General features: G+C 43.5%; 15 protein-coding genes and 1 pseudogene. 8 read left to right on the top strand and 8 right to left on the bottom strand.

The annotated features are described in order from the left end of the window. Positions 1–23: 23 nt before the first annotated feature. From WAK81_RS08480 to WAK81_RS08465, 4 genes are all read left to right on the top strand, one after another. Positions 24–1,712 carry an AMP-binding protein gene (locus WAK81_RS08480; RefSeq protein WP_422196462.1) on the top strand — a complete coding sequence of 563 codons (1,689 nt, stop codon included), beginning with the start codon at positions 24–26 and terminating at the stop codon, positions 1,710–1,712. Between the two features lie 317 nt (positions 1,713–2,029). Next, a complete protein-coding gene (locus WAK81_RS08475; RefSeq protein ID WP_422196461.1) occupies positions 2,030–2,698 on the top strand; it encodes a class I SAM-dependent methyltransferase in 669 nt (222 codons plus the stop codon). Positions 2,699–2,760: 62 nt separating this feature from the next. Continuing rightward, entirely contained in the window at positions 2,761–3,558 is a 798-nt protein-coding gene (locus tag WAK81_RS08470; protein ID WP_422196460.1) for a thioesterase family protein, read from the top strand. An 82-nt stretch (positions 3,559–3,640) separates the two neighbouring features. After that, a complete protein-coding gene (locus WAK81_RS08465; RefSeq protein WP_422196459.1) occupies positions 3,641–4,417 on the top strand; it encodes a Rossmann-like and DUF2520 domain-containing protein in 777 nt (258 codons plus the stop codon). A 92-nt stretch (positions 4,418–4,509) separates the two neighbouring features. On the opposite strand, the gene trmB is transcribed toward WAK81_RS08465, so the two are convergent. Together trmB and WAK81_RS08455 are read right to left on the bottom strand one after the other, a co-directional pair. Next, positions 4,510–5,226 carry a tRNA (guanosine(46)-N7)-methyltransferase TrmB gene (gene trmB, locus WAK81_RS08460; RefSeq protein WP_243474771.1) on the bottom strand — a complete coding sequence of 239 codons (717 nt, stop codon included), beginning with the start codon at positions 5,224–5,226 and terminating at the stop codon, positions 4,510–4,512. A 151-nt stretch (positions 5,227–5,377) separates the two neighbouring features. Beyond that, a complete protein-coding gene (locus WAK81_RS08455; RefSeq protein ID WP_422196458.1) occupies positions 5,378–6,823 on the bottom strand; it encodes a SulP family inorganic anion transporter in 1,446 nt (481 codons plus the stop codon). Between the two features lie 217 nt (positions 6,824–7,040). On the opposite strand from WAK81_RS08455, the gene WAK81_RS08450 reads away from it, so the two are divergent. After that, a complete protein-coding gene (locus tag WAK81_RS08450) occupies positions 7,041–7,652 on the top strand; it encodes a glutathione binding-like protein (RefSeq protein ID WP_004729975.1) in 612 nt (203 codons plus the stop codon). A gap of 54 nt (positions 7,653–7,706) precedes the next feature. Here WAK81_RS08450 and WAK81_RS08445 read toward each other — a convergent pair whose 3' ends face one another. The 5 genes from WAK81_RS08445 to WAK81_RS08425 all read right to left on the bottom strand — a co-directional run bounded on the left by WAK81_RS08445 (position 7,707) and on the right by WAK81_RS08425 (position 10,461). After that, complete coding sequence (locus WAK81_RS08445) at positions 7,707–8,489, bottom strand: thiazole synthase (RefSeq protein WP_253100224.1); 783 nt, start codon at positions 8,487–8,489, stop codon at positions 7,707–7,709. A 14-nt stretch (positions 8,490–8,503) separates the two neighbouring features. Then, a complete protein-coding gene (gene thiS / locus WAK81_RS08440) occupies positions 8,504–8,701 on the bottom strand; it encodes a sulfur carrier protein ThiS (RefSeq protein WP_422196457.1) in 198 nt (65 codons plus the stop codon). 36 nt (positions 8,702–8,737) lie between these two features. Beyond that, on the bottom strand, positions 8,738–9,103 hold the full coding sequence (locus WAK81_RS08435; RefSeq protein WP_422196456.1) for a DUF423 domain-containing protein: 366 nt from the start codon (positions 9,101–9,103) through the stop codon (positions 8,738–8,740). Positions 9,104–9,221: 118 nt separating this feature from the next. After that, entirely contained in the window at positions 9,222–10,091 is an 870-nt protein-coding gene (gene rpoH / locus WAK81_RS08430) for an RNA polymerase sigma factor RpoH (RefSeq protein WP_004280101.1), read from the bottom strand. A gap of 136 nt (positions 10,092–10,227) precedes the next feature. Beyond that, the gene (locus WAK81_RS08425; protein WP_422196455.1) at positions 10,228–10,461 is read right to left on the bottom strand and encodes a sulfurtransferase TusA family protein; all 234 of its coding nucleotides are present in this window, start codon (positions 10,459–10,461) and stop codon (positions 10,228–10,230) included. Positions 10,462–10,843: 382 nt separating this feature from the next. Here WAK81_RS08425 and WAK81_RS08420 point away from each other — a divergent pair, with 382 nt between their 5' ends. Further along, positions 10,844–11,059, top strand: a complete 216-nt coding sequence (locus WAK81_RS08420) for a cold-shock protein (protein WP_004280099.1) — start codon at positions 10,844–10,846, stop codon at positions 11,057–11,059. A 101-nt stretch (positions 11,060–11,160) separates the two neighbouring features. Further along, complete coding sequence (gene rhlB, locus WAK81_RS08415) at positions 11,161–12,312, top strand: ATP-dependent RNA helicase RhlB (protein ID WP_422196454.1); 1,152 nt, start codon at positions 11,161–11,163, stop codon at positions 12,310–12,312. Between the two features lie 58 nt (positions 12,313–12,370). Here the strand turns inward: rhlB and WAK81_RS08410 are convergent, their stop codons facing one another. Continuing rightward, the gene (locus WAK81_RS08410) at positions 12,371–12,751 is read right to left on the bottom strand and encodes a hypothetical protein (protein ID WP_422196453.1); all 381 of its coding nucleotides are present in this window, start codon (positions 12,749–12,751) and stop codon (positions 12,371–12,373) included. Positions 12,752–13,009: 258 nt separating this feature from the next. Here WAK81_RS08410 and WAK81_RS08405 point away from each other — a divergent pair. Beyond that, positions 13,010–13,083: pseudogene (locus WAK81_RS08405) on the top strand (nitroreductase); the annotation flags it as partial.

The following is a 13,083-nucleotide window of genomic DNA, read 5'->3' as shown; positions in this document are numbered from 1 at the left end:
AAAGAATCAAGGAGATCGATTCAATGACACAAGTACGGTTAAGCTATGCCTATGGAACCAGCAGTCAGCCTTTATTGGGCATGACGATTGGTGAAAAATTTGATCAGGCTTGCGAGCAGTATGCAGAACGTGATGCAGTGGTTAGCCTGCATCAGAACATACGTCTCAGTTATCGACAGCTACAGGATCAGGTCAATGCCTTTGCCTGTCAGCTGCTGAAACTAGGTATGCAAAAAGGTGACCGTCTGGCGATCTGGTCGCCGAACTGTGTGGAATGGACCATTACCCAGTTTGCGGCCTTCAAGGCAGGCATTATTCTGGTGAACCTGAATCCGGCCTATAAAAGCAATGAGCTGGAATATGTGCTGAACAAGGTTTCCTGTAAGGGACTGGTGATTGCGGCGCAGTTTAAGACGACAGACTATCAGGAAATTCTGACTAAAATTGCACCTGAGCTGATGCAGACTGAAAGTAAATTCCTCAATGCAGAACGTCTGCCACATTTAAAGCATGTGATTAAAATTGATGATCAGCAGCATACTGGCATCCACCGTTTTCAGGATTTACTAAGCTCGCCAAGCGCCCAAGAGCTGGAACAACTGCAACAGATCTCCAGTGAATTGCAGTTTGATGAAACCATTAATATCCAGTTTACCTCGGGTACCACGGGCAATCCGAAAGGAACCATGCTGACCCATAATAATATTTTAAATAACGGTTACTTTGTCGGTGAAGCCATTCATTTAGGGCCGGAAGACCGTGTCTGTATTTCAGTTCCTTTATTTCACTGCTTTGGCATGGTGATGGGAAATCTGGCGTGTATTACGCATGGTTCTGCCATGATATATCCATCTGCCGTGTTTAATCCATTAGAAACCTTGAGAGCCATCGAGCAAGAAAGATGTACAGCGGCTTATGGTGTGCCGACTATGTTTATTGCGGTACTCGAACATGAACAGTTTGACGAGTTTGACCTGTCCAGTCTACGGACCGGGATTATGGCGGGTAGTCCATGTCCGCAGGAAATTATGCAGCGCGTGATTGAACGGATGCATATGTCTGAAATCACCATCTGCTATGGCATGACTGAAACCGCACCCGTCAGTGCACAAAGCTCAACGGCAGACAGTGTGGAGCGACGTGTCAGTACCGTGGGTCGTGTGCATCCACATCTGGAAGTCAAAATTGTCGATGAAAGTGGCAAGGTCGTGCCACGCGGTCAATTGGGCGAGCTATGTGTACGCGGTTATTCCGTAATGCTCGGTTACTGGGAAGATCAGGATAAAACCCAAGAAGTGATTGATGCGGCGCGCTGGATGCATACCGGTGATATTGCTGAAATGGATGATGAAGGCTTTGTCAAAATTAAAGGGCGGATCAAGGATGTCGTCATTCGTGGCGGGGAAAATCTGTTCCCGAAAGAAATCGAAGACTTCCTTTATACCCATCCGGCAGTGTCAGATGTACAGGTGATTGGGGTGCCGGATCATAAATATGGTGAAGAACTCTGTGCCTGCATCATCCTGCATGAAAATGATCCGTGTACTGAGGAAATCATCCGTCAGTATTGTAAGGAGCATATCTCGCATAACAAGGTACCGCGCTATGTGCGTTTCTTCCAGGAATTTCCAATGACGGCTTCAGGTAAGGCACAGAAGTTCAAGTTGCGTGAATTTATGCGTGAAGAGCTGAACTTGAAAGAAATTGCTTAAATTGTATTGATGCGATTCTTAAGTGGGGCAAAGCAGTATTTAATGCATGTATTGTCTCCATTTGAACAAAGGTTTCGATATCAACGTTTAGGCTTTTGTTTACTTTTGATGGACCAAAAGTAAGCAAAAGCCCTTTATTTTGCTGAAGGGACTTCCATATCCCTCAGAAAAATGGCGACATTCATGTCGCCTGTCATGTGATTGAATTTAAAAAACATCTGAAATATATAAAGAAATTTATAAATTTTCGCCCCCGAAATCTACTTCTAGAAAATGATCCTAATCAGGATTTTAGGGGAAGGATTAAGAGTAAAAATATGGCAAAAAACTTTCACAGTGAAGTCGTGGTCGCCAGTTATGACGATCATATCCGTAAATTGATTCCCGGTTATGAACTGGTGCATCAACAGATTGAAGCAATTCTCAACACTGAACTCCCGGAAACCGCTCATATATTGATAGTGGGCTGCGGTACAGGTTATGAACTATCCTATTTATTGCAACGCTATCCAGACTGGACCTTTACTGCAATTGATCCATCAGCAGCCATGCTGGAACAGGCCAGAAAAAATCTGAATTCTATAGATCGGCAAAGGGTGAAATTCATACAAAGTACAATTCAGGAGTTACATCATCCAGATACTTTCGATGCCGCGTTGGCCATTCTGGTGGCACATTTCATTCCAAATTCGGAGAAAAACGGATTTTTTCAGGCTATCCATCAGTGTCTTAAAACCAATGGTCTTGCATTGACCTATGACCTGATGCAACCCGAAGATCAGCAAGACATCAAAATTATGCAGAAGCTGGCACAACAAACAGGGTTAAGCGTGGTGCAAAGTACCAAGATGATTGAACGCTTGGAGCAGGATTTTCACTTGTTATCTGCACAAAATTTTACAGCGCTTTTAACCAAAGTCGGATTTAAACAGTGCAAGATTTATTGTCAAATCATGAATTATTATGGCTTTTTGCTCAGAAAATAAAGATCAAAGAACTTTTTGTAAACTCTAAAGTTTAAGAGAATATTCAGGGAAGTATTAAAACAATGTCGGCATATTACAGTTTTATCCAGCGCGAACAGCATGTAGATGGCAGTACTACGGCTTATTACCGTTCTAATATTCATGCACAAGGTGCATGGAATCCGCATGAGCAGCACATGGCACCAGCCACCGGTATTCTATGCGTCGAACTGGAACAGTTTCGGCCACGTGCTGACATGCGTATTGGTCGGGTCGGGCTGGATATTTTTGGCCTGATAGCCTTTGGTGAATTTTCGATTACTACGCGCATGATCCGTCCGGGTAAAACCATCGAACTGGTTGAAGCTGAAATGTGTGCCAATGGTAAAACCTGTATCGTGGCACGCGCGTGGAGAATGCTAACTTCAGATACCACGGCCATTGCCGGAGTGGAAGACTTTCCGATCGAAAGTCCAGAATATTTACCTGTTTGGGAAGGTATGCGCTGCTGGCCGGGTGGTTATATCCAGAGTATTGAAACCCGGGCACATGCTGACCATCGTGCAGGCAAGGGCATTGTCTGGCTGAGAAATTCGCTGGACATGGTAGAAGGCCAACCGACTACAGACTTTAGCCGTTTGCTCGGTATGGTTGATACTGCCAATGGCATCGTGCCACGTCAGGACCCGAATTCCGGTTGGGGATTTCCGAATCTGGACCTGCAGATTCATATGCACCGCCTGCCGCAGGGTAAATGGCTGGGACTGGAAGTGGTGCAGCAATATGGTGAAGATGGTATCGGTCTGACCAGCGGGATTCTGCATGATGTTCACGGGCCTTTTGGTCGAAGTGAACAGATTCTGACCTTGCGAAAGTTTTAAAGTTTATTCGAAATATCAAGGCCAATTGCCTCAATCTTTATTTATTGGCATGCTGTGCGCAATGAGTCAGGAAAAGCACAAGATGCGGATAAGTATGATTGGGGCAGGGCGAGTGGCATATCATCTTGCCCTTGTATTGTCAGCACAACATGAGATCGTACAGATCTACAGTCGAACCCTAGAAAAATCACAACATCTAGCTGAGCAATTTAAAGCTCAGGCAATCGCTGAGCCTGAACAGCTGGATCATGAGGTGGATCTGGTCATTATCGCGGTAAGTGATCAGTCGATTGCCAGCGTCATAGAACAGATTCATCCGTATCTGCAGCAGAATCTGATCGTGCATACCTCTGGCAGTACCCATCTCGATTTACTGAAAAATGTGCATGCGCGTGCAGGCGTATTTTATCCTTTACAGACCTTTAGTCAGGAACGCCAGATTGATTGGCAGCAGACGCCACTGTTTATTGAAGCTGTGAATGAACAGGACCAAATCCTGTTATTAGAATTGGCAAATAGCCTAAGTAATCGTGTTTATACTTATAGTTCTAGTCAACGTCTCAGTTTGCATCTTGCAGCGGTATTTGCCTGTAACTTTGCCAATTATTGCTATGACATGGCCAAGCAGGTAGTGGATGCACAACAGGTCGATTTCAGTTTGCTGTATCCGTTGATGCTGGAAACCGCCAATAAAGCCACTCAGAATGATCCAAAACAAATGCAGACCGGCCCAGCGATGCGTGGTGATCAGAATATTTTGAATATGCATCAGCAGATGTTGGCCACTATGCAGCGGAAAGATTTAAAAAATGTCTATCAGCTCTTGAGCCAGCAGATTCTCACGCGTCATCAGAAATGAAGAATCTGATGATTTATCTGCGGAGCAGGGTTCAAAGCCAAATTTTTCCCATAAAAAAGCGCTGAATAATCAGCGCTTTTTTGAATCTTGGATTAAGAAATTTTCTTGAAGATAAAATCATTGATCTTGTGACCGGCTTCAATGCCACGACGTTCAAACTTGGTTTGCGGACGCCATTCCGGACGCGGGTAGCTGTTGCCTTTGCCCGCCAGATTTTCCAGACGTGGACGTTCTTCTAATACTTCAAGCATCCATTCTGCATATGGTTCCCAGTCCGTTGCCGCATGGAAAGTACCGCCAAGCTCAAGCTTTTGCTCCACTAGTGGCATACGGTCATGCGAAACAAAGCGGCGTTTAAAGTGACGCTTCTTCTGCCATGGATCAGGGAAGTACAATTGCACAGTGTTAATGCTGTTATCCGGCATTTCACGCAGCACTTGAATTGCATCAGCATCCAGTACACGTAAGTTCGTTAGGCCTTCAACACCTGCTTCATAAATGCATTGCGCAATACCCGGTACATGCACTTCAATTCCGACAAAGTTGCGTTCAGGATTAGCTTTGGCCATCAATACCAGTGAACGGCCCATACCGAAGCCGATTTCTACAGTCAAAGGGCGCTCTGGATGTTCAAAGTGCTGACGTAAGTCACCCACTGGATATTCCAAAATTAAGTGACCATATTGTTCAAGCGCAGTACGTTGAGAGGTGTTTAGCGGCATTGAGCGGCGCATAAACGTCACGATTTCACGGTGCTCGCTTAAGTTTTCCAGCTCCACGACTTGCTGGTCTAATTGATCGTTCGACATAACTTTGGCAAATCTAAAAATTCAGAATGCGGTATTTTAAGTCCTGAGCCGAGCAAGTCAAACTTTTCTCGGTATTTCTCCATAAAAATCGGCAAGATCTTCCAGATAAAATAAAAGAGCCAATCGAGGCTCTTTTATTAATCATCGTTCATCAGCTACTAAAACGGTCAATCAATGTACTGCTGGCTTCATTCAAACCAATCACCCTTACATCTATACCTTGGGCTTTAAACTTCTGAATCACGTTATTCAGCATATTGACCGAAGTCACGTCCCAGATATGCGCGTGGGTTAAATCCAGTTCGACATGCTCAAGCTTTTCTTTAAAATCAAAGAACTGATAGAACTTCTCTGAACTGCTAAAGAAAATCTGTCCAGAAATAAAGTAGCTGCGTGAATGAGCCGAATTCAAATGCGTATAGACATGTACGGTTCTTTCCAGTTTATTGATAAAGCACAGAGCAGAAAGCAGCACGCCCACAAATACACCCAATGCCAGATTATGGGTTGCAAGTACGACAATAATCACGGCAATCATCACGGTATTAAATTCCAGCGGATGTTTGCTGAATTGCTTGATTGCTCCCCATTGAAAGGTGGTAAATGCCACCATAATCATGATCGCAACCAGCGCTGCCATTGGAATATAAGCCAGCCAGTCTTTCAAAAAAACCACGAGACATAGCAGAAACACGCCAGCGACCAGAGTCGATAAACGGGTACGTGCCCCTGAAGACACATTGATAATTGACTGGCCGATCATGGCACAACCGGCCATCCCGCCCATAAAGCCGCTGACAATATTGGCCATACCCTGACCACGACATTCCTGATGACGGTCACCTTCAGTTCCGGTCACTTCATCAATTACCGTAGTGGTCATCATGCTTTCCAGCAAACCGACAGTCGCCAAGGTAAAGGAATAAGGCAGGATAATTTGCAAGGTTTCCAGGTTGAGTGGAATTTCTGGAATCAGGAATACCGGCAAAGTATCCGGGAATTGTCCCAGATCGCTCACGGTACGCATATCTGCACCCAACAACAGCGCCAGCCCGCTTAATACGATAATACAGATTAAAGGTGAGGGAATGGCTTTACCGATTTTAGAGATATAAGGAAACAGATAAATAATTGCCAGACCAATCGCAATAAACAGATAACCGGTGCTATCCATCCGGTTAATTTCCGGGATTTGTGCCACAAATATCAGGATCGCCAAGGCATTCAAAAATCCGTATACCACCGCCTGCGATACAAAACGCATTAATTTAGCGACTTTAAAATAACCGGCAATCACCTGAATGATGCCGGTCAGAATTGTGGCGGCCAACAGATATTGCAGACCATGTTCTTTTACCAAGGTAATCATCAAAAGTGCCATTGCGCCTGTAGCTGCGGAAATCATGGCAGGACGACCACCAAAAAAGGCAATTGATACTGCAATACAGAAAGAGGCATATAAACCGACTTGCGGATCGACACCGGCAATGGCAGAGAAGGCGATTGATTCAGGAATCAGGGCAAGTCCCACCACCAGACCTGCCAGTACATCTGTGCGGATATTGGAAAACCATTCTTCTTTTTTCAGGCTAATCACGAAATATCATCTAAATTTGGGAAACCTGCGTATCTTAAACAGATAGAGATAAAAATCTACACAAGATTGACTTGCAAAAGCCCGGAATATCCTAAATATTGAATGAGTAACTGTCCTGAAATGACAGTTACGCTTTTTTGCAATTTACAGGTTTGATCACTTGAAAGTTTGTTAGAAGCGATTTAAAACATTGAGAAGTGTATAACAAGGATCAGAAATGAAGCTTTACTATTCGCCAGGGGCATGCTCACTGGCAGCTCATATTATTTTAAATGAAATCAATGTCGATTTTGATTTGGAACGTGTTGATTTAAAAACACATAAAACAGAAAAAGGTACGGATTATTACGAAGTTAATCCTAAAGGCTATGTACCAGCGTTAGAAATTAACCCTGGTCTGATCCTGACAGAAAATGTTGCAATTCTACCGTTTCTTGCTCAACACGATCCAAAACAAGATCTGATTCCACCATCGGGCATGGGACGTGCCAAAGTGCTGGAATGGTTAGGTTATCTGAACTCTGAACTACATGATGCCTATGCGGTGTTCTTCGGTGGCAAGTTATCCGACGATGAAAAGAAAAAAGCCTATGCAGAGATTGATCGTTTATTGAGTTATATCGATAAAGCTATCGGTGAATCTGACAATGATTATCTGGTGGATGATAACTTTGGCCCTGCGGATGCTTATCTGTTTGTCTTGACCAACTGGTCGAACCAGATTGAGCATGATCTGAGTCCATATAAAAATATTATTCATATCCGTAATAAAGTGGCAGAACGTCAGTCTGTACAGATTGCCATGCGTGATGAAGGTCTGATTCCTTAATTACTGGAAAAAATAAAGGACTCAATCGAGTCCTTTATTTTTGTTCATGAAAATTTATTTAAAGAAATAGCCTGTTTCTGGCGAGCTGGCATTGGCCATACGTTTACGCGGCATACGGCCTGCAAGAAAAGCTTCTCGACCTGCTTCAACCGCTTTTTTCATCGCAGAGGCCATCAATACCGGGTTTTGCGCTGCCGCAATCGCTGTATTCATGAGTACGCCATCACAGCCTAGTTCCATCGCAATCGCCGCATCACTTGCTGTACCGACACCGGCATCGACCAGAACAGGGACTTTGGCATTTTCCTTGATGATTGACAGGGTGTGTGGGTTTAAAATGCCAAGACCAGAACCGATCAGGCTGCCTAAAGGCATAATTGCGACACAGCCCATACTTTCTAGCTCTTGCGCAACGATCGGATCATCCGAGGTATAGACCATGATCTCAAAACCATCGTCAATCAAGGTACGTGCAGCTTTCAGTGTTTCGGTTACATTTGGATAAAGCGTTTTTTCATCACCCAAAACTTCCAATTTGACCAGATTGTGGCCATCGAGCAGCTCACGCGCCAGCATACAGGTACGAACAGCGCTATTGGCATCGAAACAACCTGCAGTATTCGGCAAAATGGTATATTTTTCCGGAGGAATGACTGACAGCAGATTCGGCTGGTCAGGATTTTGGCCGATATTGACCCGACGAATAGCAACAGTGACAATCTCTGCACCACTGGTTTCAATGGCCTGCTGAGTTTCATTTAAGTCTTTGTATTTGCCTGTGCCTACCAAAAGGCGCGACTGGAATTGGCGTGAACCAATCTGTAATAAATCTTGCATAATTGTCCCGAGTATTAGCCGCCACCGACTGCGTGAATAATTTCTATTTTGTCTGTATCGCAAATCGGCGTATCGCCCAATCTGCTTTTAGGAATAATCATTTCATTGACTTCAACTGCAAAACGCTTACCCTCAAGCGCCATACCCTGAATCAGTTCCAGCAGGTTGTTGCAGTGAGTTTCCTGTGGTTCGCCATTGAGGTAAATCATCATTCTAGCCACCCCTCCATGATTAAGTGATGTTCAGGTTTATCTGGCGTATTTTAAAGCATTCCAAGTCAGAATTAACCATCCGGCAATCATTAAAGCACCACCAATTGGCGTAATTGCGCCTAGTCCACGTGGTAAGCCTAATGCCATGATATACAGTGAGCCAGAGAACAGTAAAATGCCGACCTGAATCAGCCAAAAACTCCATTGAATCGGTAGTACAGGAATGACTTTGGCTAGCAGGGCCAGAATAAGTAAGCCTAGAGCATGATAGAAAAAATAATCTGTTGCTGTTTGCCACCAGCCGAGTTGTGCTTCAGTCGCACGCGCTTTTAAACCATGCGCACCAAAAGCACCGAGCATCACGGCAAATGCCAAGTTAAGTGCTGAAATCGCAATCCACATTTGAATTGATCTTCCTGAAAAAGTTTGCACTTAACCTTAGCATAAATTCAAAATTCGGGCATAAAAAAGCCTTCATCAAGGAAGGCTTTTTGGAGAAAAGCAGAAACTAAATTTGGTGTTAATTAGATGACATTGCCACTTTGATTTTTTCCATGGCATTTTTTTCCAGCTGGCGAATACGTTCCGCAGAAACATTATATTCGGCTGCCAGTTCATGCAGAGTCGATTTCTCGTCATCTAACCAGCGGCGCTGCAAGATATTACGTGAACGGTCATCGAGCTGATCCATGGCTTCGTGCAGGGCAGAGGTACTTTGTTCCTCATAATCTTCATTTTCAATCAGACGCGCCGGATCATAACGGTTATCTTCAAGATATAACGCTGGTGCAACATGGGTTGAACCTTCATCGTCATCATCGCTTGAAGCATCAAAAGCCGCATCATACGCTGTCAGACGGCCTTCCATTTCCAGTACTTGTTCCGGTGTGACATTTAAATCATTGGCAATCGACTGTGCTTCTGCGAGCGTCAACTTTTTCGATGATTTCTTCAGGCTGCGCAGATTAAAGAACAGTTTACGTTGCGCTTTAGTAGTGGCGATTTTCACAATACGCCAATTACGGATCACATATTCGTGAATCTCCGCCTTGATCCAGTGCACGGCAAATGACACCAAACGTACGCCCATATTTGGGTCGAAACGTTTTACAGCTTTCATCAGACCCAGGTTGCCTTCCTGAATCAGGTCGCCTTGCGGCAGACCATAACCAGCATAACTACGCGCAATATGTACTACAAAACGCAAGTGCGACATGACCAGCATTTTCGCTGCATCTAAATCTTGATCATAGTAATAGCGTTCAGCCAACTCTTTTTCTTGTTCGGCCGTTAAAATCGGAATCTGATTGACAGTGCTGATATAAGCACCGAGGTTGACACCTGGCGCCGATAATGACAGGGGCATCAACTGATTGCGGCTGTCACTCATGTGTTCTCCTTGAAGTGCGGGATAACCCTAAACTAGGTTTTATCTTAATCCAATCTCTCCGCAAATAATGGATATTTGGGTAGAGAAATGTAAAAAAGTATACGAAAGTGAAGATCAACAGTTTAATTGAAAATTTTTAAGATTCAATTAAGTAGTGAAACTCTGTATCAGAAATTTTTTTAAATTCAAGCTTAAGCTGATGCAGCTGACAATAGCGGCTGACATCCGTCTGGCTATGCGGATCAGATGATTTCAGCAGGAATGTTTTCTGATTTCCGGCCTTTAATGCACGCTTTAATATTAATAGCGGCATCGGACACGGCTTTCCCATGGCATCTATAAGGCTGAATTGCGCTGGATCTTCGGACATTGCGGTTTCATTTAGATAGCAGAAAAGGCTATAAATAGTAGCAAATATGATGCCAGAACCAAACTGATTTAAGAAAAAGAAGATCTAAATGAATTTATAAAGTCTTTTGACAATTTTCATGAAAAAAATAACTAAATCAAACAGAACATGCTAAAAAAAATCTATTAATTGTGATAAACCCATGTTAAGCTCGTTGCGTATTTGGGACTTTGAATAAACAAAGTGATTGTTTTTCACCCTATTACATAAATGGATGTAACCGGGATTTTGTTGATAGTTTTACAGAATGATTACAAGCTTAAAAATAATATTTTCAAACTTGTTTGCTCTGCTGTTTGCAACACCGGGTGGTCCTTCTTTTAGTTTCAATGAGGATTAACTTATGACAGCTGCTCGCGAACAAGGCGTAGTTAAGTGGTTTAACGATACTAAAGGCTTCGGCTTTATTCAACGTAACGGCGGCGATGACGTATTCGTTCATTTCCGTGCTATCCAAGGTGACGGTCACCGTTCACTTCGTGACGGCCAACGTGTTGAATTCAGTGTTGTTAAAGGCCAAAAAGGCTTTCAAGCTGAAGAAGTTCAACCATTAGACTAATCTTCGGATTAAGCTAAAAAGAAAACGCTCCAATATAACTTGGGGCGTTTTTTGTTTATACTATCCCTATCTTAGTGATTACCCAATTAGAGCACCGCTTTATGTCATCTGGTTTTGAAACCTTAAATTTACATCCCAATCTAAAAAAAGCGATTGATGCTTTAGGCTTTACTACCATGACGCCTATCCAGCAGAAGGTTTTAAAATTCACGCTGGCAGGACATGATGCTATTGGCCGTGCACAGACAGGTACAGGTAAAACTGCGGCCTTTTTAATTAGTATCATGAATGATCTATTAAATAATCCGATTCAGGAACAACGCTATCGCGGCGAACCGCGCGCGCTGATTTTGGCACCGACCCGTGAACTGGCGTTACAGATTGAAAGCGACGCACAGGATCTGGCGAAATATGCCGGTCTCAATGTGGTGACTTTGTTGGGGGGTGTGGATTTTGACAAGCAAAAGAACCAGCTTAATAAAGCACCTGTCGATATTATGGTGGCTACACCGGGTCGTCTAATTGATTTTGTAGAACAAAAAGAAGTCTGGCTGGATCAGATTGAATTTTTGGTCATTGATGAAGCCGACCGCTTGCTGGATATGGGCTTTATTCCTTCAGTAAAACGCATTGTGCGTTTCTCACCGCGTAAAGAACAACGTCAGACTATGATGTTCTCTGCAACTTTTAGCTATGATGTACTGAATCTTGCACAACAATGGTTATTTGAACCGGTCACAGTTGAAATTGAACCGGAAAAGAAAACCAATGCCGATGTCGAACAACGGGTTTATATGGTCGCCAAGGCGGACAAATATAAATTGTTGCAAGAAATCCTGCGTGATGAGCCGATTGAAAAAGTCATGATTTTTGCCAACCGTCGTGATCAGGTACGCAAACTTTATGATCATTTAAAACGTGATGGTTATAAGGTGGTGATGTTGTCGGGCGAGATTGCTCAGGACAAACGCCTGAAAATGCTGGACCAGTTCAAAAATGGTAAACATAACATCATGATTGCAACGGATGTTGCAGGTCGTGGCATCCATGTTGATGGTGTATCGCATGTGGTGAACTTCACCTTGCCGGAACAGTCGGATGATTATGTGCATCGTATTGGCCGTACCGGTCGTGCGGGAACCAGTGGTGTGAGTATCAGTTTCCTTGCAGAAGATGATGCGTTCTATTTACCCGAAATTGAAAAAGCCATTGGGCAAAAATTGCCTTTGACCCGTCTGGAAGGTTATTGTTAATCCAGATCATAGAAAAACCGCTCTTGAAGAGCGGTTTTTTATTGCGCTATGGTTTGGCTTATTTGGCCTGACAGCGGAATGTAAGCACCGTCTGATAGTCATCATTCTGGTTTAAACCGGTATTGGTACCTGCGATATTGCCAAGGACAGTAGCGGCTGCCTGAATCATCTGACCTGTTTGTTCATCGACCACACCTTTTAAAGCACCATTATAAGCCGTCTTTTCATCTACAATAATTGGAGTCGATCGAGAGCCACAGGCTTTATTGGCTGCCGTAATCGCGTTGTTTTTCGAGGTCAGTTGATTTTTACCTAATCCGGTCACCTCATACTGGTTATTTTCCTTTTGCACTGCCAATGCAGTCGGATTTGAGACACAGGCAGTAAGTAGTAATGCGGAAATAGCTAATCCGCTGAAAGCGATTGTTTTTTTCATCATGAAATCTCAAGTAAATACGATGCTGAACATTTCAACACAGCAAGCAGCGCAGATTTTGTAGCTGTTGTATAGGTTTAGCAATTTTTGGTATAGCTCTATGTGAGTTAGGTGAAAAATAGAGTAGTACAGGATTGAAAAACCAAGCAAGTTTATTTTCAAGTGGTAATGAGCGTGCTGAATCGGTATGAAGTTTCTAGCGTATTTTTCTTTGAATATGCTAATCTTGAGTATGGTTTTTAAGTGTAGATATACAAGGCAATGACGGAATCTGCGATTGACATCGTTCATCAAAATATTCACCAACGGCAATCGATTGGTCATCTGCTGGCACC

The sequence above is a fragment of the Acinetobacter sp. genome, assembly GCF_049284435.1.
Classification (GTDB): Bacteria; Pseudomonadota; Gammaproteobacteria; order Pseudomonadales; family Moraxellaceae; genus Acinetobacter.
This window is presented reverse-complemented; position numbering and strand designations above follow the sequence as displayed.

What these genes read in the sequence shown, in the direction of transcription:
- WAK81_RS08480 (WP_422196462.1), top strand. Translation starts at nt 24, where the DNA reads ATGACACAAGTACGGTTAAGCTATGCCTATGGAACCAGCAGTCAGCCT.
- WAK81_RS08475 (WP_422196461.1), top strand. Translation starts at nt 2,030, where the DNA reads ATGGCAAAAAACTTTCACAGTGAAGTCGTGGTCGCCAGTTATGACGAT.
- WAK81_RS08470 (WP_422196460.1), top strand. Translation starts at nt 2,761, where the DNA reads ATGTCGGCATATTACAGTTTTATCCAGCGCGAACAGCATGTAGATGGC.
- WAK81_RS08465 (WP_422196459.1), top strand. Translation starts at nt 3,641, where the DNA reads ATGCGGATAAGTATGATTGGGGCAGGGCGAGTGGCATATCATCTTGCC.
- trmB (WP_243474771.1), bottom strand. Translation starts at nt 5,226, where the DNA reads ATGTCGAACGATCAATTAGACCAGCAAGTCGTGGAGCTGGAAAACTTA.
- WAK81_RS08450 (WP_004729975.1), top strand. Translation starts at nt 7,041, where the DNA reads ATGAAGCTTTACTATTCGCCAGGGGCATGCTCACTGGCAGCTCATATT.
- WAK81_RS08445 (WP_253100224.1), bottom strand. Translation starts at nt 8,489, where the DNA reads ATGCAAGATTTATTACAGATTGGTTCACGCCAATTCCAGTCGCGCCTT.
- thiS (WP_422196457.1), bottom strand. Translation starts at nt 8,701, where the DNA reads ATGATGATTTACCTCAATGGCGAACCACAGGAAACTCACTGCAACAAC.
- WAK81_RS08435 (WP_422196456.1), bottom strand. Translation starts at nt 9,103, where the DNA reads ATGTGGATTGCGATTTCAGCACTTAACTTGGCATTTGCCGTGATGCTC.
- rpoH (WP_004280101.1), bottom strand. Translation starts at nt 10,091, where the DNA reads ATGAGTGACAGCCGCAATCAGTTGATGCCCCTGTCATTATCGGCGCCA.
- WAK81_RS08425 (WP_422196455.1), bottom strand. Translation starts at nt 10,461, where the DNA reads ATGTCCGAAGATCCAGCGCAATTCAGCCTTATAGATGCCATGGGAAAG.
- WAK81_RS08420 (WP_004280099.1), top strand. Translation starts at nt 10,844, where the DNA reads ATGACAGCTGCTCGCGAACAAGGCGTAGTTAAGTGGTTTAACGATACT.
- rhlB (WP_422196454.1), top strand. Translation starts at nt 11,161, where the DNA reads ATGTCATCTGGTTTTGAAACCTTAAATTTACATCCCAATCTAAAAAAA.
- WAK81_RS08410 (WP_422196453.1), bottom strand. Translation starts at nt 12,751, where the DNA reads ATGATGAAAAAAACAATCGCTTTCAGCGGATTAGCTATTTCCGCATTA.